Source organism: Pseudomonas sp. J452, assembly GCF_024666525.1.
GTDB lineage: Bacteria > Pseudomonadota > Gammaproteobacteria > Pseudomonadales > Pseudomonadaceae > Aquipseudomonas.
On record NZ_CP088294.1, the window covers coordinates 4,365,164 to 4,384,855 of the forward strand.

A 19,692-nucleotide genomic window follows, 5' to 3' on the forward strand; every position below is an offset into this window, starting at 1 on the left:
ACTTGCATGCTAGGCCTGTAAAAACGGCGCAACAAACGATAGATTTTGTGTAATTTTGATTAGCAGGACTTATCAGCAATGCTTAAACACTGGCCACCCCTGAACGCCCTGCGCGGCTTCGAAGCCGCCGCCCGCCTGGGCAGCTTCCACAAGGCGGCCGAGGAACTGCACCTCACTCAGTCGGCGATCAGCCAGCAGATCCGCAGCCTGGAGGGCTTCCTCGAACAGCCGCTGTTCTTCCGCAGCGGGCGTAGCGTCAGCCTGACCGATGCCGGCCATGACCTGCTCAGCACCACCCAGTCGCTGCTGCAGCAACTGGCGGTTGGCATCCGCCGCCTGGAGCAGTACCGCAAGCCCAACCAGTTGGTGCTCAACACCACGCCAGCCTTCGCCCGCCACTGGCTGCTGCCGCGCCTGGGCGAATTCCATCACCTGCACCCGGAGATCGACCTGTGGCTGTTCACCAGCGATGAAGTACCAGACATGGCCACCCAGACCATCGACATTGCCGTGCGCGACGACCTTACGGCGCAGGCCGAATGCAGCTTCCGCGTACTGCTGGAAGACCGCCTCTACCCGGCCTGCCACCCTCGCCTGCTGGACACAGCGGCGAGCGAGCGCACTACCCTGCATGGTGAGCGGGAAATGGACTGGAGCCACTGGCAGGTACAAGGCGGCGCGGCCATCGGTCAGCACAGCCACGGCCTGAACTTCTCCGACCCCGGCCTGTTGCTGGATGCGGCCAGTCAGGGCCTGGGCATTGCCCTGGTCAGCCAGCTGCTGGCTGACCAGGCGCGGCGCAACGGCCTGTTGCAACCCCTGGTGGAACAGAGCGTGCGCGGCCCCAACTGGGCCTGGCTGATCCACCGCGACAGCGAGAACGACCCGCTGACCCGCAGCTTCAGCAGCTGGCTGGCACAGGCCCTGCAGGCCAGCAGCACGCCCGACAGGGTTGCCAGCACGTCTTCCAGCTCGTTCGGGTAGACGTTGAAGCCAGACAGCAGAATCATGTCCTTCTTGCGCTCGACGATACGCATGAAGCCGTCTTCCTGGATGATCGCGATGTCGCCGGTCTTCAGCCAGCCGCCGGTATCGAGGATCTCGTCAGTGGTTTCCTGGCGCGGCCAGTAACCCTTCATCACCTGCAGACCCTTGGCGCACAGTTCGCCACGCTCACCAAGCGGCAGGTCGTTGCCGGCGGCGTCGATGACCTTGCACAGGGTCGATGGCACCGGGATGCCGATGGTGCCGATCTAGATGCTCAGGAATGGCTTGACTGATAACGCCGGGCTGGTGCGCCAGGACACCTCGACGATGGGCTCGTCGTTGAAGTGTTTGGGGAAGCGCGCCTTGATTGTCCGGCAAAGTCTCAGTTGCTGACTGGCGTCTTGCGCACCAGGCGCAGCCCCGCCAGTACCACAGCGAACACCGCCAGGCTGGCGCTGTACAGCACCAGGGCCGGCAAACCCAGTAGCAGGGCCAGCACCGCCAGGGCTCGACCACTACGGGCCGGGATGACAAAGGCCAGCAGCGCCACCGCCAGGGCCGACCAGGCGATGACCCGGAAATGGATCAGCCAGCCCAAGCCGGCACGGGCCTGGCATTCCCAGCGCGCCGCTTCGTCGACGCACAGGCCGACCCACTGGCCGTCCTCCATCAGGGCGAAACGTACGCCGTAGCTGGCCGCCAGCCACAAGGGCAGAACCAGCAACAGGACGAGCAAGGACAGATGGCGGGACATGGGCGAACTCCGGTGGTCGAAAAACGGCGCCCAGCTTAATCGGCCTGCTCATTTGTGCAACAACGGCGTTATAGGGTCTGTTCCCGTTTCGTTCACGAACCGCGTTGCTGCGCAAAATCACGCCAGGCTAGGCGTGGGACGCAGGCAATGGTCATTCCCTTGCCAAGTCCCGCAACGACGCATGGCGCGATTTTGCGCGCAACCCGAAGGGACGGGCCTGTTTTTGCGCGGGACGTCGTTACTCGACGGCTCATTTGGACGACCAAACCTCGCGTCTCGCGCGATCCACATGGATGTGGTGAATGCAGCAAGCCCGCCGGGAGCGGGCGCTGCCTAGCCCCGCGCAAAAACAGGCTCCGTCGCGGCCGTGAACGAAACGGGAACAGACCCTAGAATGTTTGGCATGAATAGCCGTCGCCTGGTCTATGCCCTCGCCATCCTGGCCGCGCTCTGGCTCGTCCGGAATTGGCTGCAACCGTCACCGCCGCCGGATTTCGGCCAGCCGAACGGGGCCAGCTATCGCCTGCCCGGCCACACCATCACCCCGCTCCAGCCCTTCCAGCTTGAGGCCCGCGTGCTGGCCCGCGAGGACTACCGCTTCGATCGCGGCGCCAAGGTCGCGCCCATCGACCTGGCGCTGGGCTGGGGCCCGATGGCCGACCCGCAGATCCTCGAACGGATCGAGATCAGCCAGGGCAACCGCTGGTATCGCTGGCATGTGGACGAGTTCCCCATCCCGCGCCGCGAGATCGAAACCCATAGCGCCAACATGCACATGATTCCGGCCAACGCGGAAATCGCCGAGCAACTGGCCGAGATCGAACCCGGCCAGCGCATTGCCCTCAGCGGCCAGCTGGTCGAAGTGGTCGGCGACGATGGCTTCCGCTGGCTCAGCTCGCTGACCCGCGAGGACACCGGCGACGGTGCCTGTGAACTGATCTGGGTAGAGCAACTGACGCGCCTCGACTAGGGCGTATGGCACTCTTTATCCTTGCGCTTGTCCCACCCCTACTATTCACTGCCTCTACTATCTACTGCCCCTACGCCTTCCACAAAGGGACTTGGCCATGTTGCGCTTGCCCATCCTTGCCGTACTCCTCGGCAACCTGCTTTCCATTACTGCAGTGCAGGCTGCCGATATCGATGCCGCCAGCTACGGCTACCCCCTGAGCAACCCGTTCGAGGCGACCATCGCCAGCACGCCGCCGGCCCTGCGCCCCGAGCTGCCTCGCGATGAGGACATCGACCAGGCCGACTACGACCTCAAGCTGCGCCCCGAGCGCGAGTTCGAGTTGCCGGAAAACTTCTGGCCCGTGACCAAGCTGCGCTACCGCATGGCCCGCCAGGATGGTCGCGCCCCGCTGATCTTCATCATCGCCGGCACCGGCGCCAACTATGCCAGTGGCAAGACCGAAGACCTCAAGCGCCTGTTCTATGGCGCCGGCTACCACGTGGTGCAGCTGTCCTCGCCGACCAGCTACGACTTCATGAGTTCTGCCTCACGCAGCGCTACACCGGGTATCTCCCGCGACGATGCGGAAGACCTGTACCGGGTGATGATGGCGGTGCGCGCCCAGCATCCCAAGCTCGAAGTCAGCGACTACCACCTCACCGGCTACAGCCTGGGCGGGCTGCAGGCGGCCTTCGTCAGCGAGCTGGACGAGCGCATGCGCAGCTTCAACTTCAAGCGCGTGCTGCTGCTCAACCCACCGGTCAACCTGTACACCTCGGTGAGCAATCTCGATCGCCTGGTCCAGACCCGTGTCGAGGGCATCGACAGCGGCACCACCTATTTCGAGCAGGTGCTGGAGAAACTTGCCCGCTACTTCGAGAAAGAAGGCCGTATCGACCTCAACGACGCCATGCTGCGCGATTTCCTGCAGTCGGACGAACAGTTGAGCAACGAGCAACTGGCCATGCTGATCGGCAGTTCGTTCCGTTTCTCCTCGGCCGATATCGCCTTCACCTCGGACCTGATCAATCGCCGTGGCCTGATCACCCCGCCGCAGTATCCGATCAGCGACCGCACCAGCCTGACCCCCTTCTTCAAGCGCGCCCTGCAGTGCGACTTCGACTGCTACATGGCCGAACAGCTGATTCCCTTCTGGCGCGCCAAAAACGAAGGCGGCAGCCTGCCGCAACTGATCGACCAGGTCAGCCTGTATGCCCTGGAGGACTACCTGAAAAGCAGCAGCAAGGTGGCGGTGATGCACAACGCCGACGACGTCATTCTCGGCCCCGGTGATCTCGGTTTCCTGCGCCGCACCTTCGGCGAACGCCTGACCCTCTACCCGCTCGGCGGGCACTGCGGCAACCTCAATTACCGCGTCAACAGCGACGCCATGCTGGAGTTCTTCCGTGGCTAAGCACTCTTTCGTACAACCGGCCCTGCTGCTCACCCTGGCGCTGACTGGCGCTGCCGCCCAGGCTGAAACCGATGCCGACGGCTTCACCAACCCGCTGGACCAGCTGCAGTTCAACCCCAGCCTCGACCAGCGTGAGTTCGAACGTTCGACCCTCAGCGCGCTGAACGTCTACGACCCCTGGGAGTCGTGGAATCGCCGGGTCTACCACTTCAATTACCGCTTCGACGAATGGGTATTCCTGCCCGTGGTGGACGGCTACCGCTACGTCACCCCACGGGTGGTGCGCAGCGGTGTGAGCAACTTCTTCAGCAACCTGGGCGATGTGCCCAACCTGCTCAACAGCCTGCTGCAGCTCAAGGGCAAGCGCTCACTGCAGACCACCGGGCGCCTGCTGCTCAACACCACGGTCGGCGTGGCCGGGCTGTGGGACCCGGCCAGCCATGTCGGCCTGCCCAAGCAGAGCGAGGACTTCGGCCAGACCCTGGGCTTCTACGGCGTGCCCGACGGCCCCTACGTGATGCTGCCGCTGCTCGGCCCCTCCAACTTGCGTGACACCGGCGGGCGCGTGGTCGACTTCGCCACGGAAAGCCAGATCAACTACCTGAATGTCAGCGAAGTCAGCAGCGACCACCCGGAAATCACCGGCCTGCGGGTAGTCGACCTGCGCCACACCACCAACCTGCGCTACGGCCAGCTCAATACGCCGTTCGAGTACGAGAAGATCCGCTACGTCTACCGCGAGGCGCGCAAGCTGCAGATCGCCGAGTAACCGCAACACATCAATAAAATCGATTTAATTGTCGCGAATTTCGCGACCATCCATTCAATCGACAGGCATAGCATGGGCACATTCCCACTTCGGAGGTGCCCCATGAGCCAGTTCCGCCAAGTCCTCTCCCAGCATATCGGCCAAGCCACCGCGGACGGCGCCGGCGTGCGCCTGACCCGCGTCTTCGGCGGGGCCGGCATCGAGCGTTTCGATCCGTTCCTGATGCTCGACGAGTTCGGCTCGGATAACCCCGACGACTACATCGCCGGCTTCCCGCCGCACCCGCACCGTGGCTTCGAAACCATCACCTACATGCTTGAAGGGCGCATGCGCCACGAAGACCATCTGGGCAATGTCGGCCTGCTGCAAAGCGGCGGCGTGCAGTGGATGACCGCCGCGCGCGGCATCATCCACAGCGAGATGCCCGAGCAGCAGGCCGGCGTGATGCGCGGCTTCCAGCTATGGCTCAACCTGCCGGCCAAGGACAAGCTCGGCGACGCCGACTACCGCGACTATGCCCCCGAGGAAATCCCGCGCCTGGTCACCCAGGATGGCGTGGCCGTCACGGTGATTGCCGGACAGTTCGACGACGGCCAGGTGCAACAGACCGGCGCCGTGCAGCGCCCACACACCCTGCCGCAGCTGTTCGACCTGCAGCTGCCGCCGGGCGCGCGGATTGACCCGCGCCTGGCCGATGGCCAGCGGGTACTGCTGTATGTGTATGAGGGCGAGCTGGGCGTCAACTGCCATGCCATCGGCAAGAGCCGCCTGGTGCGCCTGTCCGAGCAGGGGGCGCTCGAGCTGGCCAGCGCGTCGGGGGCACGCGTACTGCTGATTGCCGGCACGCCGCTGGGCGAGCCGATCGTGCAGTACGGGCCGTTCGTGATGAATAGCCGCGAGGAGATCGAGCAGGCCCTGCGGGATTTTCGTGACGATAAGCTGACAGCCTAAAGCCTGTCGGACAGGCTCAGAGCCTGCCGCGGATCTTTTGAGCTAGAGCCAGGCAAGGCGCAACGACCAACGGGAGTAACAGCCATAGGCTGGCCCGAAGGGTAAGCGCCAGCGAATCAATTGGGCGAGGACGCGGAGTTTACGAGGTGTAAATGAGCAGTCCGAGCCCAATTTCAACGCAGCATGGCCGACGATCAAGAGATCCGCGGCAGGCTCTCAGCGCGGCGACGGCACCGGCAGCACATCGGCCATGCTTGCTGCCGGCACGGCCACGGCCAGGCCGAGGAAGCTGGCCAGGGCCTCCTTCTGCGCCATGGCGTCCTGGTAGCCCAGTTCGATCAGCTCGTTGCAGTAGCCGGGCTCGAACAGCAGGTAGCTAAGTACCCCGGCACCGCTGGCCTTGGTCGCCCCGGAACCGCGCAGGAAGAAGCGCATCGACTTGGCCAGCTCATGCCGGTGGCGGGCAGCAATCTGGTCCAGCGGCTGGCTCGGCGCGATCACCAGCACCTCCACCGGTTTCAGGCCCAGCCCGCGCGGATGCAGGCCGGAAGGCACCAGGCGACTCATGTGGTTGAGTCGTTCGAGCAGTTCGATATCGCCTTCCAGGCTGTCGATAAAGGTGCTGTTGAGCATATGCCCGCTGATCTGTGCCAGGGTCGGTGGCTTGCCAGTCTGCGGCCGCGGCACCAGCTGGTTGGCCCCACGCCCCAGCGGATTGCCGCTGACCCCGACCACCAGTACGCGCGTGGCCCCCAGGTGCAGGGCCGGACTGATCGGCGCCGACTGGCGCACCGCACCATCGCCGAAATACTCGCGATTGACCTTCACCGGCGGGAAGATCAGCGGAATCGAGGCGCTGGCCAGCAGATGATCGAGGCTCAGGCGGGTCGGCACGCCCACCCGACGGTGGCGGAACCAGGGATCGATGGCGGCACGGCCCTGGTAGAAGGTCACCGCCTGGCCACTCTCGTAACCAAAGGCGGTCACCGCCACCGCACGCAGCTGACGCATGCGCACCGCGGCGGCGATCCCGGAAAAATCCAGTTCACGTTCGAGCATGGCGCGCAGCGGCGAGCTGTCGAGCAGCGCCACCGGCACATCGCCGCCGATGCCCAGCAGACTGTGGCCGATAAAGCGACTGGCCTGGCGCAACACGCCGGGCCAATCGGTACGGTAAACCTGATCGGAGTGGAAGTTCTGCCAGACCTGGGTCAGGCGGCGGATCGCCTCGGTGAAGTGCAGCGCCCCGCAGGCCAGGCCGACCGCGTTGATCGCCCCGGCCGAGGTGCCGACGATGACCGGGAAAGGATTGTGCGCCGCATTCGGCAGCAGGTCGGCAATCGCGCTGAGCACGCCCACCTGATAAGCCGCCCGTGCCCCGCCACCGGAAAGAATCAGCCCTGTCAGCGGGGTGTCGGAATGTACGGCCTGATTCATGGACAATTCCCGTGGGTCTTTTTTGCCAGTATAGGGCGCCGCTATCGACGGCGCTTTTTGTACAGCTTGGGCTCGCCCGGCGGACGGGTCTTGAAGCGCCGGTGGGCCCACAGATACTGCTCCGGGTGCCGGCGAATGGCCTGCTCGATCCACTGGTTGATGCGCAGGCAGTCGGCCTCCTCGCTCTCACCGGGGAAATCGGCCAGCGGCGGATGCACGACCACCCGGTATCCAGAGCCATCGGCCAGGCGCTCCTGGGTAAAGGGGATCACCCGCGCCTTGCCCAGACGGGCGAACTTGCTGGTGGCCGTCACCGTGGCCGCCGGTACGCCAAACAGCGGTACGAAGATGCTGCGCTGGGCGCCGTAGTCCTGATCCGGCGCATACCAGACCACCCCGCCGGCGCGCAGCAGCTTGAGCATGCCACGCACATCGTCACGGCCGATGACCCCCAGCAGGCGCTGCTCGCGCCCGCTGCGCTGGACAAAGTCGAACAGCGGATTCTTGTGCGGACGGTACATGCCGTACATGCCCTGGGCCATGCCGAGCAGGCCGCCGCCCATTTCCAGGGTGGTGAAGTGCAGGGCCATGAGAATCACGCCCTGCCCTTCCGTCTCGGCCTGGCGGATGTGTTCGATGCCCTCGATAGTGCCCAACCGACGCAGGCGCGCCGCCGGCCACCACCAACTGATCGCCATCTCGAAGAAGGTCATGCCGGTGGAGGCAAAGTTCTCCCGCAACAGGTGCTCACGCTCGGCGGCGGACAGCTCGGGGAAGCACAATTCCAGGTTGCAAGCAGCAATCTTGCGCCGCGAGCCGGCCAGGCGGTACATCAGGGCGCCCAGACCACGGCCCAGCAGCATCAGCACCCGGTAAGGCAACAGCGAGACCAGCCAGAGCAGGCCCAGGCCCAGCCACAGCAGCCAAAAGCGCGGATGCAGAAAATAGGCACGAAAATGCGGGCGATCCATGAATCATTCCGGACAAACAACAGGGCCGCGCATTCTACAGGACTCGCCGCGGCTTGCGGCCATGCGGGCTAATCGCTATAAGTCGTGCCCATTCAGTGTGATGGGTAGACCATGAGCCAAGCCGACCTCCTCGACCAAGACCCCGTGTTCCAGCTCAAGGGCAGCATGCTCGCCATCACCATTCTGGAACTGGCGCACAACGACCTGGAACGCCTGGACCGCCAGTTGGCCGACAAAGTCGCCCAGGCCCCCAATTTCTTCCAGAACATCCCCCTGGTGCTGGCCCTGGACAAGCTGCCGGAGGGCGAAGGCAGCCTCGATCTGGTCAAGCTGATGGAGCTGTGCCGCACCCACGGCCTGCGCACCCTGGCGATTCGCGCCAACCGCGAGGACGACATCGCCGCCGCCAATGCCCTGGATCTGCCGGTACTGCCGCCGTCCGGTGCACGCGAGAAGCTGGTCGAACCGGTGGAAACCCGCAAAAAGCCGGAAAAACCCGCCGAACCGCCGCTCAAACCGAGCAAGATCGTCACCACCCCGGTGCGTGGTGGCCAGCAGATCTATGCCCAGGGCGGTGACCTGGTCGTGCTGGCACCGGTCAGTGCCGGGGCGGAACTTCTCGCCGACGGCAATATCCATGTTTACGGTCCGATGCGCGGTCGTGCCCTGGCCGGGGTCAAAGGCAATGCCGAGGCACGGATTTTCTGCCAGCAGATGGGCGCCGAAATGCTCTCCGTGGCCGGCCAGTACAAGACGGCCGAGGATCTGCGCCGTGATCCGTTGTGGGGGCAGTCGGTACAGGTCAGCCTGTCGGGTGACGTGTTGAACATCACCCGCCTTTAACGGATACTGCGGCCACATTTCAGGGACCTAAAAAAGGCATCGGGAAGCCCGTTTTATCGGCTCTTGATTGCCTTATTTTTCATATATTTGGGGTAAATCACCGTGGCCAAGATCCTCGTAGTCACTTCCGGCAAGGGTGGCGTGGGTAAAACCACCACCAGCGCCGCCATCGGTACCGGCCTCGCCCTGCGCGGCCACAAAACCGTGATCGTCGACTTCGACGTCGGCCTGCGCAACCTCGACCTGATCATGGGTTGCGAGCGCCGTGTGGTGTACGACTTCGTCAACGTGATCAACGGCGAAGCGACCCTGACCCAGGCCCTGATCAAGGACAAACGCCTGGAAAACCTCTACGTACTGGCCGCTAGCCAGACCCGTGACAAGGACGCGCTGACCAAAGAAGGCGTCGGCAAGGTCATCGAGGAGCTGTCGAAGAACTTCGAATACGTCATCTGCGACTCGCCGGCTGGTATCGAAACCGGTGCCCACCTGGCCATGTACTTCGCCGACGAAGCCATTGTCGTGACCAACCCGGAAGTCTCCTCGGTACGCGACTCCGACCGCATGCTCGGCCTGCTGGCGAGCAAGTCGCGCCGCGCCGAACAGGGCCTGGAGCCGATCAAGGAGCGTCTGCTGCTGACCCGCTACAACCCGGAGCGCGTGACCAAGGGCGAAATGCTCGGCGTGGAAGACGTCGAGGAAATCCTCGCCATCAACCTGCTCGGCGTGATTCCGGAGTCCCAGGCCGTGCTGAAGGCCTCCAACCAGGGCGTACCGGTGATCCTCGACGAAGAGAGCGATGCCGGCCAGGCCTACGGCGATGCCGTCGACCGTCTGCTGGGCAAGGAAGTGCCCCATCGCTTCCTCGATGTGCAGAAGAAGGGAATCATGCAACGCCTGTTTGGAGCGCGCTAATGAACATTTTCGACTTCTTTCGTGAACGCAAGAAGGAAACCCCTGCGTCGATTGCGAAAGAGCGTCTGTCGATCATCGTCGCCCACGAGCGCGGCCAGCGCAGCCAGCCGGACTACCTGCCGGCCCTGCAGAAAGAACTGGTCGAGGTGATCCGCAAGTACGTCAACATCGAGCAGGATCAGGTGCAGGTTGCGCTGGAAAACCAGGGCAGCTGCTCCATTCTGGAACTCAATATCACGCTCCCCGATCGTTGATTGGTTGAGCGCATGCAACGGCGGCCCAGGCCGCCGTTGTCATTTGTGGAACGCCCATGCCGCTGTCGAATGTCGAAATCCTCCACCAGGACGCTGCCCTGCTGGTGATCAACAAGCCCACCCTGCTGCTCTCGGTGCCCGGCCGTGCCGAGGACAACCGCGACTGCCTGGTGACCCGCCTGCAGGAAAACGGCTACCCGGAAGCGCGCATCGTCCACCGCCTGGACTGGGAAACCTCGGGCATCATCGTCCTGGCCCGCGACGCCGACAGCCACCGCGAGCTGTCCCGCCAGTTCCACGACCGCGAAACCGAGAAGGCCTATACCGCCCTGTGTTGGGGCCAGCCGGAACTGGACAGCGGCAGCATCGACCTGCCACTGCGCTACGACCCGCCAACCAAGCCGCGCCATGTGGTCGACCACGAACAGGGCAAACACGCGCTGACCTACTGGCGCATGCTGGAGCGCTGCGGTGACTGGACCCGCGTCGAGCTGACACCAATCACCGGCCGCTCGCACCAGCTGCGCGTGCATATGTTGTCGATCGGCCACCCGCTGCTGGGCGACGGCCTGTACGCCCACGAACAGGCCCTGGCCGCCTGGCCACGCCTGTGCCTGCACGCCAGCATGCTCAGCCTGACCCACCCGCAGACCGGCGAGCGTATGCGCTTCGAGTGCCCGGCACCGTTCTGATGGCTTTCTCCCCTCTCCCACCTGTGGGAGAGGGGCCGGGGGAGAGGGACTAACCCGCAACCCCCTCCCTCAACCCTCCCCGCCCTTTAGTTGCGTAGCCCAGATGCAATCCGGGGCAATACCGCACAGCCCTTCCCGGATTGCATCCGGGCTACGCCGTACACGGCACACGAGACGCCACGCGCCTGCCAAACGCGCCACGGAATCCGATAAACTCGGGGCATTGCTGTCCGGAGCTGTGTATGCGCAAAGAACTGAACCAGGGCCTGATCGACTTTCTCAAGGCCTCGCCCACCCCCTTCCATGCCACCCGTAGCTTGGCCCAGCGCCTGCAAGCCGCCGGTTACCGAGCCCTGGACGAGCGCGAGCCCTGGCACACCGAAGCCGGTGGACGCTACTACGTGACCCGCAACGATTCCTCGCTCATCGCCTTCAAGCTGGGCAAGCGCAGCGCCCTGGAAGGCGGCCTGCGCCTGGTCGGCGCGCATACCGACAGCCCCTGCCTGCGCGTCAAGCCGCAGCCGGAACTGCAGCGCCAGGGCTTCTTCCAGCTCGGCGTGGAAGTCTACGGCGGCGCCCTGCTCGCCCCCTGGTTCGACCGCGACCTGTCACTGGCCGGTCGGGTGACCTTCCGCGAAGGCGGCAAGGTGCAGAGCCAACTGATCGATTTCGAGTTGCCGATCGCCACCATTCCCAACCTGGCCATCCACCTCAACCGCGAAGCCAACCAGGGCTGGCCGATCAACCAGCAGAACGAACTGCCGCCGATCCTGGCGCAGATCGCCGGCGAAGAGCCGGCCGACTTCCGTGCCCTGCTCGCCGATCGCCTGGCCAGCGAGCACGGCCTCAGCGCCGATGCGGTGCTCGACTACGAACTGAGCTTCTACGACACCCAGAGCGCCGCGGTAATCGGCCTCAACCAGGACTTCATCGCCGGCGCCCGCCTGGACAACCTGCTGTCCTGCTACGCCGGCCTGCAGGCCCTGCTCGCCGCCGAAGGCGACGAGACCTGCGTGCTGGTGTGCACCGACCACGAGGAGATCGGCTCCTGCTCGGCCTGCGGCGCCGACGGCCCGTTCCTTGAACAGGTGCTGCGCCGCGTGCTGCCGGAAGGCGATGGCTTCGTGCGCAGCATCCAGAAGTCCCTGCTGGTGTCGGCCGACAACGCCCACGGTGTGCACCCCAACTACGCCGACAAGCACGACGCCAACCACGGCCCCAAGCTCAACGCCGGCCCGGTGATCAAGGTCAACAGCAACCAGCGCTACGCCACCAACAGCGAGACCGCCGGTTTCTTCCGCCATCTGTGCCTGGCCGAGGAAGTACCGGTGCAAAGCTTCGTGGTGCGCAGCGACATGGGCTGCGGTTCGACCATCGGCCCGATCACCGCCAGCCAGCTGGGCGTGCGCACCGTGGATATCGGCCTGCCGACCTTCGCCATGCACTCGATCCGCGAACTGGCCGGCAGCCACGACCTGGCCCACCTGGTGAAAGTGCTGGCAGCCTTCTACGCCAGCCCTGAATTGGCCTGATGGACTCCCAGCAGCTCGCCAGCCCGCGCCAGCGCCATCCCGCCCTGCCTTGGTCGGAAAAGACCGGCGTTATTACTGCCGGCGCTGCAAGGCGACTTTGAGCTTTACCGGGGAACAGCGACTGGAGTAATCCAGCCGCTGTTTAGCGTTTTACCACCAACTGATACTCGGTGCGCTCGCTGCCGTTGCCGTTGCCGTTGCCGTGGATTACCACATAGCCTTGGTTGCTTGGGGTCAAACCCTGGGCAGCAGCAGCGTCGGCCAACAGGCGCCAGGTGCCTTCGACATCGTTACGCTGCTGATCGAAGTCGGTGCTCAACACCAGGCTCGGCTCGCTGCGAATCACTTTGTGGTTGCTCACCACCGCCGCACCGGCCGACACCGGCAAGCCCAGATCGAACGTCACGCGCTGTGGGCCGTTCGCGGCAAGGTCAGGGAACACCAGGGTCAAGGGGCCGGTGATTTTGACCTTGCCGCGGCGTACCGCCGTCAGACCCAGATTGAGGGCCATCTGGCGAATCTCCACGCCGAAGACCTGCGGCGACATATCGAAATGGCGGACAAACAGGCTCATGGCCGGACGTTCTATTAGTTGTACGGACTGCTGCAACGCCTGCTTGGGCGCTGGGCTGTAAGTCCCGCATAGCGGCGCTCTGAGTTGCTCGCGCGCGCTGCCCTCGAGCCGCGGATTAGTGTCGAGGGCCGCGCAGACTTGTTGCGCATAACCCGGCCACTCCTCACGCAGGGCTCCGCCATCGCGCAAGGCACCTAGCACTTGCGCATCCGCCTGCCTGGCCGCAACCAGCAAGGCGGTTTGCCGCGACTGCATGGCTTCGCTGCGCTCCACGCCGCCGACACCCGCACCGGGAAGCGAGCGGGTCTGACTGTGCACATCGGCGCCGTTGCCGAGCAACAGGCGCACGCTGCCCGCCTGATTGAGCTGCGCTGCGCTCATCAAGGCGGTTTTGCCCCAGGCATTGCTCTGATTGACGTCGAAATCGCTGCGCAACAACAGCTCGAGGCTCTGCGGATTCTGCACCGCTGCCATGGCCGCCGGGCTGCCGTCCAGACTAAGCCCGCGATCCTCGCCGAGGTTCTCGCTTTCGTAGGCGATGAAGTCATTCACCACATGGGCTGGCGCGTTATTCAGCAATACGCTGTGCAAGGTGGCGAAATTGCGTCCCTGCTCCAGCTCACCCGGCGTCGGCGCGACGGCATAGCGCGGGCGATAGTCGGCATGCGGCGGCAGCGGAAGGTCCGGGACTGGGGCCGGCATGACCAGGTACTCGCTGGCCCTGGCCAGACTCTCATACAGCAGCAGATCGGCGGCGCTGCTGGCCTGGGCTGGATCGAGGCCCTGGTCTCTGAATGACTGCTGCAGCTCGCTGTGAGCCGGTTGTAGCATCGGCAGCAAGCGGCGGTAGAAGAGCTTGTTGTCCAGGTTGCGCTCCGACCAGTCGAACAGCCGATTCAAGCTGTCGTCATGACGTTGACGGATCGCCCCTTCGCGCCCAAACGCCTGCAGTTCCTCAACGCCCACCAGCGGCATATTGAGCAGCGTCCATAGCCTTTCCTTCTGGCTCTGGGCTTTGTCGAGGCGCTCATGCTGGGCCACCTCGGCCGGCGGATCGCCGGCCAGGGTGGTCAGCTCGGCTTGCAACGCCGCGAACGCGGGCAAGCCGTCCACCGAACTGCTGCGCGACGGGGTCAGGTAGGCCTGGTACAGGCACAAGGGTTTCAGGCCCAAACCGTCCAGGGCATAGAGCCCTGCATAAGCCGATTCGCCGCGGGCCGCCGGCGAGTAGAAGCCCCAGGTTTCATTGACCAGCACCAGCTCCCGGCCACCCAGGCGGAAGATATCGATAGCGCCGTAGTCGCGGGTCTGCGACGAGGAGACATGGGCACGCCCTCCATAGTTGGGTAGCTCCGCCACCCAGCGCGGCAGAGTGCTGTCGTCGAGGATCCGCTGGCCGTTGCGGCTGAGCCCGCGCGCGCGCAGCTGATAGCTGGCGTAGGGGCCGGCGTCATACAGTTCGACACTGAAGCGCTGACCGGCAAGCTCGACGCTGGCGGCCGGGCCATGGCTGCCGGCTAGCGCCGTGGCGCCCGGCAGGCGCGCCGGCACGGGAAAGCCGTTGCGTTGCAAATCCTGATTCAGCGCCGTTTTCATCGACTCGCACAGGTTGGCATCGCGGCTCTCCGCCAACCTGAATTCGGCGTAGGCGGATAGGCCGTGGGCATCTTGAGGATTCGTCTGCCGGGCTTCGGGCCAGTTGGCCAGGTCGGCGGCGCGCTGGCGGTACAGGGCAGTCAGACAGTCCTGCGCCTGGGCGGCATCGGTCAGCGGGCATTGCCCCGCCCGGCTCAGCAGCCATTGGCGCTGATTGGCCTCCAGCAGCAAGGCGCCAGGCAGATCCAGGCCGCGCAGGCGGCTGCGGTACTGCTCAATCACCTGTTTGTCCAGGCGAGCCAACGCCTCGCTGGCGCAGATCTGCCGATGCAGCACAGGCAATCCGTCGACACAGTCGAAACTGGCCAGGCTCACCGCCTGCGGCTGAACCGGCTGCGCCACGGGCTTGGCGATTGGCTCCGGCGTGGTACAGGCCACAAGCGCGGCGCCCAGGGCAGCCAGCGCGGCCATTCGCGAATACAAGGAAACCGACATGGATCACTGACTCCGGGTCATTTGATGAAGATTGCCGTGCCGTACACGGTGTAGCGCGCAGCACCCTGGTTGGGCGGCGGCGGAAATGGCCCCGCCTTGAGCACGGCCTGCTCGGCAGCTGCATCCAATAGGGGGTCGCCGCAGGGGTCGATCTCGTAGGAGAGCATCTTGCCGCTGCTATCCAGGGTGATCTCATAAGAGATAAGACACTTCCTCTTGAGATCGGCGGGATCGCCCTTGTAGCCGGGTGGCGGCTTGTAAACCGCGCCTTCTGGACGTTTGAGATTGGCGATCACCCGATTCTTCACCGTGTCGGCATAGTCCGACGGGACTTGCCGGCTACGGCTGGCGCTTGGCGCTGGAGTGGGTGGCGCGGCCCAATCGTTATTGGCACCAAACGCATGCACCGGTGGGCCGGCGGACTTGCTTGGCGCGCGCGGTGGCGGTGCAGTTTTTTTCACCACGGGCGCTTTCACCGGGGGCGGCGGCGCAGGCTCCGGTTCAGGAATGGGTTCGGGTTCAGGCGGTTCTGGTTCGGGCTCCGGCTCTGGTTCCGGCACTGGCACAGGCAGCTCAACCATCTGCACGGCAATCGCTTGCGGCTGCTCAGGCAGCGGCTGACGCAGATCAGCGCTTAACAACCAGACCAGCAACGCGCCGTGCAGTGCCAGGGAAACCAGAATAACCAGCAGGCGGATCGGCCAGTGAACTTCGATCCTGGGGCCAGCCATCAGGGCGTCAGCTCTTGCGCTGCCACCAGGCTGATCTGGCTGTAACCGGCTTTTTGCAGGTTATTCATCACCCGCATCAGGGTGCCGTAATCCACCGCCTGATCGCCGCGAAGAAACAGACGGGTATCCAGCCGATTGCCGGTGGCGCCGCGCACCACGCCAGCCAGTTCGGCCAGCGCCACGCCTTGTTCCTGGACGAACAACAGGCCATCGGCCTGCACGCTGATATACAGCGGATCGGTCGGCGGCGGGGTCGGCGCCGCGGCATTGCTCGGCAGATCCACCGGCACATCAACGGTGGCCAGCGGCGCGGCGACCATAAAGATGATCAACAGCACCAGCATCACATCGACGAAGGGCGTGATGTTCATCTCGGCGTTCTGTTGATAGTTGTGGCGTTTGACCATGGGCCCGGAATTGAACTGGATGCTCATGCTCAGTGCACCTCATCCAGCTTGCGCGACATGGCCGCGATCATCTCCGCCGAGAAGTTATCCAGGGCGCCGACGAAGCCGTTAATGTCCCTGGCGAACTTGTTGAAGATCATCACCGCGGGGATAGCCGCAAACAGCCCCAGCGCAGTGGCCAGCAAGGCCTCGGCGATACCCGGCGCGACAATCGCCAGACTGGAGGATTTCATCGTGGCGATATTGGCGAAGCTGTTGAGGATGCCCCAAACGGTACCGAACAGGCCGATAAAGGGTGCCGTGGCGCCTATGGTCGCCAGCACCCCCATCAGGCTGCCCAAGCGCGCCAGATCGCGCTCCTGAACGATGCTCGAAGTCAGCGAGATACGCTGCAACAGGCGGTTGATCTGATCGGCGCTGGCGTCCTTGTTGCACTTGCGGCCGAAGTGTTTGAGTTCGGCCTGGCCGACCTGCCACATACGCGCCATGGCGCTGTTGCTGGCCACGGGACTCAGGTGCTCCAGCTCACCCTTGCGGAAGGCCTCGAGAAAGCGATTGTTGGCGCGCCGGGCACGGGCGAAGACAAACAGCTTCTCGAACAGCACCGCCCAGGTCAGCAACGAGCAAAAGGCCAGGAAGATCATCACCGACTTAACCACCCAGTCGGCTTGCCCGAACATCTCGCGCACGCCGAAGGGTTGCGTCTCGGCAACGGCGCCAGCCAGGCTCGGCGTTGCTGCGGAGGTGGCCGGGGTAGTGGGTACGGGAGTGGCAACGGCGCCAGGCTGCTGCATGCCTGCGGGCGCATCGGCCTGGGCCAATACAGCGTTGGCGGTTACCCCGCTCAGGCCAACAAGCACCAAGAGTGCCGCCAGACGCACTCGCGCCTGCCAGCGCGCCATCGAGAAACCAATAGAACCGAGTTGCATACAACCTCCCTGTCTTTTTATTAGAGCGACCTGCGTGGTTGATCAGGCCGTTGAAAAACCACCCACGCTGCCATAAAAACAGGCTCGGTAAGCCGCTTGCGGCTTAGAACCTGTTCACGATCTTTTGGACTAGAGCCAGACAAGGCGCCACGTCAGTAACAGCCACAGGCTGTTACTAACCTAGCCCCTTGCCTAGGCTGCCTCGCCTATGTTTCAACGGCCGGCTAACAGCGCGGCGACTCATAGTGCCTATGCCGGCAAGCTCAGAAAAGAGGCAAACTCCCTAACTTTCAGCAGATGCAGGCGGGAACATGCTGTCTTGTTAGGCGCAAGGAACGAGCCGCGCCCCCTTCTGAGAACCTGTCCACGATCTCCTGGCCGTCGGCCATACCGCGTTAAAAACAGGCTCGGAATGCTCATTTACAGCTCGTAAACTCCGCTTCCTCGCCTGTTTTTGCCTTGTCTGGCTCTAGTCCAAAAGATCGTGAACAGGTTCTGAGTAAACCATTGTTTGAACTCAGCGATCGGCTTGGGCTTGCACTAAAACGTCAAATTGCAGAGCGGTTCTAGACTTTGTACTGCTGCCGATAGGCGGCGGGGGTCAGCCCGGTGACGTGCTTGAAGGTGCGCCGAAAACTGGACTCATCGCCGTAGCCCAGGGCGGAGCTGATCCGGCTGATCGAATCAGCCGTGAGGATCAGCCGTTCGCTGGCCTGGTTGAGCTTGATCAGGCGCACCTGATCCGCCACTGCCAGCCCTGTCAGCGCCCGCACCTTGCGCGCCAGGGTGCGGGCGGAAACGGCCAGCTCATCGGCGAGCCGCTGCACACCGAGCTGCTGGGCCGGCAGGCGCTCCACCAACAGGTGCAAGCGGCGCAGCAGCGGATCCGTCTGCTGCATCAGGCCGACGGAGCGAAACACCGGCGTCGCCGGCTCCGGGCGCGGCAGCACCATCAGCGTGGCGATCTCGCGATAGACCAGCGCGCCCAGCTGCTCCTCGATCAACGCCCGGGCGATCGGCAGGTAACCGCTGACGCCGGAGGCCGTGGCAGTCAGGCGATTGCTCACCTGGGTCTGCTCGAACTGCCACTCCACCTGGGGAAAGCTCTGCTGCAGGCTGGACGCCAGCCACCAGGTGGCCGTCGCGCGTTCCCCCTGCAAACGCCCGCTCTGCGCCAGCAGACACACACCGGTGCAGTAGCTCCACAGCCGCGTGCTGCGCGGCAACTGGCTCAGCGCCCGAATCAGGCCGCGATTGGCCTCCAGCGCCCGGGCGATCATCGCCTGCGAATCCGCCCACAGTCCGGGAATCAGTACGGCGCTGCACGCGGCCTGGGCCAGGCTGCTCTGCGGTTGCAAGCGCAAGCCCTGGGCACAGTCGACCGGATCCTTGTCCAGCCCCACCCAGCACAGCTCGAAACGCTGTTCACCCGCGCGCCGATTGGCCGCCGTCAGCAGGTCGGCGAAGGCGAACAGGCCCGCGGGCATGCAACCGGGGTACAGCAGCAGGCCGATCTTCTGCATAGGCATGAAATGTCCTATTTATGGCAATTCCTGCCATCTTTATCCCGCAGACGGATTTTTACAATGAGCCCTCCTATCCCGGAGGTCGCCATGCAAATCACCCAACTGCGCAATGCCACCCTGATCGTCGAGTTCGGCGAAGTTCGCCTGCTGGTCGACCCCATGCTGGCCGCCCAGGGCCAGCTGCCCGCGCTCAAGTACCTCGCCCGGCGCCGGCGCAATCCGCTGGTCGAGCTGCCGGACAACTCCAGCGCACAGCTGCAGCGCGTCACCCATTGCCTGATCACCCATTGCCAGAAAGGCCATTTCGACCATCTCGACCGCACCGCCATCCGCTGGCTGCGCGAACGCAATATCCCGGTGCTGTGCATGGCGGAGGACGCGGACTACCTGCGCAAACGCCGGCTCAACGTGCAGGAACTGCCCAGCCAGGCAGGCGGGGCGTTCTTCAACGGCACGATCCAGGCGATCCCCTGCCTACACGGCGAGGGCTTTATCGGCAGCCTGATGGCCCACGGCTATGGCTACTTCATCCAGATCCCCCACGAACCCAGCCTCTATATCGCCGGTGACACCCTGCTCACTGCAGACGTGCGCCAGTGCCTGACACAACTGGCGCCGGCGGTCAGCGTGCTGCCGGCCGGTGGCGCGCGCTTCGATCTGGGCGGCGATATCATCATGGGCCAGGCCGACATTCTCGCAGCGCTCCAGCTCAGCAGCGGCCTCATCGTCGCCAACCACCTGGAAGCCCTCGATCATTGCCCGGTGACCCGCGCCGGCTTGCTGCAGGAGGCCACGCGCCGGGGACTCGGCGAGCGCCTACGCGTACCGCTGGATGGCGAGACCCTGCAGTTCTCGACGGAGAAGCAAAAGCTGGTCGCCATCTAGCTCTCAGAACCTGTTTACGATCTTCTGAATTAGAGCCAGACAAGGCAAAAACAGCCGAGGAAGCGCAGTTTACGAGCT

At 64.3% G+C, this 19,692-nt stretch carries 18 protein-coding genes and 2 pseudogenes; 11 read left to right on the forward strand and 9 right to left on the reverse strand.

Annotated elements, in window-relative coordinates:
* Nucleotides 1-78: 78 nt before the first annotated feature.
* On the forward strand, nt 79-984 hold the full coding sequence (locus tag LRS11_RS19840) for a LysR substrate-binding domain-containing protein (protein WP_260494569.1): 906 nt from the start codon (nt 79-81) through the stop codon (nt 982-984).
* Here LRS11_RS19840 and LRS11_RS19845 read toward each other — a convergent pair.
* Both LRS11_RS19845 and LRS11_RS19850 read right to left on the reverse strand, forming a co-directional pair.
* Nucleotides 936-1,295 (reverse strand): annotated as a pseudogene (locus LRS11_RS19845) (AMP-binding protein); the annotation flags it as partial. The gene LRS11_RS19840 and the pseudogene LRS11_RS19845 sit on opposite strands and share 49 nt — an antisense overlap.
* A 74-nt stretch (nt 1,296-1,369) precedes the next feature.
* Nucleotides 1,370-1,741, reverse strand: coding sequence for a hypothetical protein (locus LRS11_RS19850; protein ID WP_260494570.1), 372 nt, complete (start codon nt 1,739-1,741; stop codon nt 1,370-1,372).
* A gap of 403 nt (nt 1,742-2,144) precedes the next feature.
* Here LRS11_RS19850 and LRS11_RS19855 point away from each other — a divergent pair, with 403 nt between their 5' ends.
* The 4 genes and pseudogenes from LRS11_RS19855 to LRS11_RS19870 all read left to right on the forward strand — a co-directional run bounded on the left by LRS11_RS19855 (nt 2,145) and on the right by LRS11_RS19870 (nt 5,827).
* The gene (locus LRS11_RS19855; RefSeq protein WP_260494571.1) at nt 2,145-2,711 is read left to right on the forward strand and encodes a hypothetical protein; all 567 of its coding nucleotides are present in this window, start codon (nt 2,145-2,147) and stop codon (nt 2,709-2,711) included.
* 97 nt (nt 2,712-2,808) lie between these two features.
* Entirely contained in the window at nt 2,809-4,107 is a 1,299-nt protein-coding gene (locus tag LRS11_RS19860) for a serine/threonine protein kinase (RefSeq protein ID WP_260494572.1), read from the forward strand.
* Between the two features lie 73 nt (nt 4,108-4,180).
* Nucleotides 4,181-4,876: pseudogene (locus tag LRS11_RS19865) on the forward strand (VacJ family lipoprotein); the annotation flags it as partial.
* Between the two features lie 102 nt (nt 4,877-4,978).
* Entirely contained in the window at nt 4,979-5,827 is an 849-nt protein-coding gene (locus tag LRS11_RS19870) for a pirin family protein (RefSeq protein WP_260494573.1), read from the forward strand.
* A 216-nt stretch (nt 5,828-6,043) separates the two neighbouring features.
* Here the strand turns inward: LRS11_RS19870 and LRS11_RS19875 are convergent, their stop codons facing one another.
* Together LRS11_RS19875 and LRS11_RS19880 are read right to left on the reverse strand one after the other, a co-directional pair.
* Nucleotides 6,044-7,264, reverse strand: a complete 1,221-nt coding sequence (locus tag LRS11_RS19875; RefSeq protein ID WP_260494574.1) for a patatin-like phospholipase family protein — start codon at nt 7,262-7,264, stop codon at nt 6,044-6,046.
* Nucleotides 7,265-7,305: 41 nt separating this feature from the next.
* Entirely contained in the window at nt 7,306-8,235 is a 930-nt protein-coding gene (locus LRS11_RS19880) for a lipid A biosynthesis lauroyl acyltransferase (protein ID WP_260494575.1), read from the reverse strand.
* Nucleotides 8,236-8,346: 111 nt separating this feature from the next.
* Between LRS11_RS19880 and minC the strand changes: the two genes are divergently transcribed.
* The 5 genes from minC to LRS11_RS19905 all read left to right on the forward strand — a co-directional run bounded on the left by minC (nt 8,347) and on the right by LRS11_RS19905 (nt 12,471).
* On the forward strand, nt 8,347-9,078 hold the full coding sequence (gene minC, locus LRS11_RS19885; RefSeq protein ID WP_260494576.1) for a septum site-determining protein MinC: 732 nt from the start codon (nt 8,347-8,349) through the stop codon (nt 9,076-9,078).
* 102 nt (nt 9,079-9,180) lie between these two features.
* Nucleotides 9,181-9,993, forward strand: a complete 813-nt coding sequence (minD, locus tag LRS11_RS19890; protein ID WP_173207973.1) for a septum site-determining protein MinD — start codon at nt 9,181-9,183, stop codon at nt 9,991-9,993.
* Nucleotides 9,993-10,247: a cell division topological specificity factor MinE gene (gene minE / locus LRS11_RS19895; protein ID WP_021701941.1), complete on the forward strand. Its 255-nt coding sequence runs from the start codon at nt 9,993-9,995 to the stop codon at nt 10,245-10,247. The genes minD and minE overlap by 1 nt, the downstream gene beginning before the upstream one ends.
* A gap of 56 nt (nt 10,248-10,303) precedes the next feature.
* On the forward strand, nt 10,304-10,939 hold the full coding sequence (locus LRS11_RS19900; RefSeq protein ID WP_260494577.1) for an RluA family pseudouridine synthase: 636 nt from the start codon (nt 10,304-10,306) through the stop codon (nt 10,937-10,939).
* 242 nt (nt 10,940-11,181) lie between these two features.
* Nucleotides 11,182-12,471 (forward strand): M18 family aminopeptidase, encoded by a 1,290-nt coding sequence (locus LRS11_RS19905; protein WP_260494578.1) that lies wholly within the window; start codon nt 11,182-11,184, stop codon nt 12,469-12,471.
* Between the two features lie 142 nt (nt 12,472-12,613).
* Here LRS11_RS19905 and LRS11_RS19915 read toward each other — a convergent pair whose 3' ends face one another.
* From LRS11_RS19915 to LRS11_RS19935, 5 genes are all read right to left on the reverse strand, one after another.
* The gene (locus tag LRS11_RS19915; RefSeq protein WP_260494579.1) at nt 12,614-15,136 is read right to left on the reverse strand and encodes an ankyrin repeat domain-containing protein; all 2,523 of its coding nucleotides are present in this window, start codon (nt 15,134-15,136) and stop codon (nt 12,614-12,616) included.
* 17 nt (nt 15,137-15,153) lie between these two features.
* The gene (locus tag LRS11_RS19920; protein WP_260494580.1) at nt 15,154-15,867 is read right to left on the reverse strand and encodes a TonB C-terminal domain-containing protein; all 714 of its coding nucleotides are present in this window, start codon (nt 15,865-15,867) and stop codon (nt 15,154-15,156) included.
* Entirely contained in the window at nt 15,867-16,301 is a 435-nt protein-coding gene (exbD, locus tag LRS11_RS19925) for a TonB system transport protein ExbD (RefSeq protein ID WP_173207991.1), read from the reverse strand. Before exbD ends, LRS11_RS19920 begins: the two co-directional genes overlap by 1 nt.
* Nucleotides 16,302-16,303: 2 nt before the next feature.
* Nucleotides 16,304-17,203: a MotA/TolQ/ExbB proton channel family protein gene (locus tag LRS11_RS19930; protein WP_260494581.1), complete on the reverse strand. Its 900-nt coding sequence runs from the start codon at nt 17,201-17,203 to the stop codon at nt 16,304-16,306.
* A 566-nt stretch (nt 17,204-17,769) separates the two neighbouring features.
* Nucleotides 17,770-18,732 (reverse strand): GlxA family transcriptional regulator, encoded by a 963-nt coding sequence (locus LRS11_RS19935; protein ID WP_260494582.1) that lies wholly within the window; start codon nt 18,730-18,732, stop codon nt 17,770-17,772.
* 84 nt (nt 18,733-18,816) lie between these two features.
* Between LRS11_RS19935 and LRS11_RS19940 the strand changes: the two genes are divergently transcribed.
* Nucleotides 18,817-19,614: an MBL fold metallo-hydrolase gene (locus LRS11_RS19940; protein ID WP_260494583.1), complete on the forward strand. Its 798-nt coding sequence runs from the start codon at nt 18,817-18,819 to the stop codon at nt 19,612-19,614.
* The last annotated feature ends 78 nt before the right edge of the window (nt 19,615-19,692 follow it).

Bases quoted from the DNA above. Each gene is read 5' to 3' on its own strand.
- LRS11_RS19840 (WP_260494569.1), top strand. From the start codon at position 79: ATGCTTAAACACTGGCCACCCCTGAACGCCCTGCGCGGCTTCGAAGCC.
- LRS11_RS19850 (WP_260494570.1), bottom strand. From the start codon at position 1,741: ATGTCCCGCCATCTGTCCTTGCTCGTCCTGTTGCTGGTTCTGCCCTTG.
- LRS11_RS19855 (WP_260494571.1), top strand. From the start codon at position 2,145: ATGAATAGCCGTCGCCTGGTCTATGCCCTCGCCATCCTGGCCGCGCTC.
- LRS11_RS19860 (WP_260494572.1), top strand. From the start codon at position 2,809: ATGTTGCGCTTGCCCATCCTTGCCGTACTCCTCGGCAACCTGCTTTCC.
- LRS11_RS19870 (WP_260494573.1), top strand. From the start codon at position 4,979: ATGAGCCAGTTCCGCCAAGTCCTCTCCCAGCATATCGGCCAAGCCACC.
- LRS11_RS19875 (WP_260494574.1), bottom strand. From the start codon at position 7,264: ATGAATCAGGCCGTACATTCCGACACCCCGCTGACAGGGCTGATTCTT.
- LRS11_RS19880 (WP_260494575.1), bottom strand. From the start codon at position 8,235: ATGGATCGCCCGCATTTTCGTGCCTATTTTCTGCATCCGCGCTTTTGG.
- minC (WP_260494576.1), top strand. From the start codon at position 8,347: ATGAGCCAAGCCGACCTCCTCGACCAAGACCCCGTGTTCCAGCTCAAG.
- minE (WP_021701941.1), top strand. From the start codon at position 9,993: ATGAACATTTTCGACTTCTTTCGTGAACGCAAGAAGGAAACCCCTGCG.
- LRS11_RS19900 (WP_260494577.1), top strand. From the start codon at position 10,304: ATGCCGCTGTCGAATGTCGAAATCCTCCACCAGGACGCTGCCCTGCTG.
- LRS11_RS19905 (WP_260494578.1), top strand. From the start codon at position 11,182: ATGCGCAAAGAACTGAACCAGGGCCTGATCGACTTTCTCAAGGCCTCG.
- LRS11_RS19915 (WP_260494579.1), bottom strand. From the start codon at position 15,136: ATGTCGGTTTCCTTGTATTCGCGAATGGCCGCGCTGGCTGCCCTGGGC.
- LRS11_RS19920 (WP_260494580.1), bottom strand. From the start codon at position 15,867: ATGGCTGGCCCCAGGATCGAAGTTCACTGGCCGATCCGCCTGCTGGTT.
- exbD (WP_173207991.1), bottom strand. From the start codon at position 16,301: ATGAGCATCCAGTTCAATTCCGGGCCCATGGTCAAACGCCACAACTAT.
- LRS11_RS19930 (WP_260494581.1), bottom strand. From the start codon at position 17,203: ATGCAACTCGGTTCTATTGGTTTCTCGATGGCGCGCTGGCAGGCGCGA.
- LRS11_RS19935 (WP_260494582.1), bottom strand. From the start codon at position 18,732: ATGCCTATGCAGAAGATCGGCCTGCTGCTGTACCCCGGTTGCATGCCC.
- LRS11_RS19940 (WP_260494583.1), top strand. From the start codon at position 18,817: ATGCAAATCACCCAACTGCGCAATGCCACCCTGATCGTCGAGTTCGGC.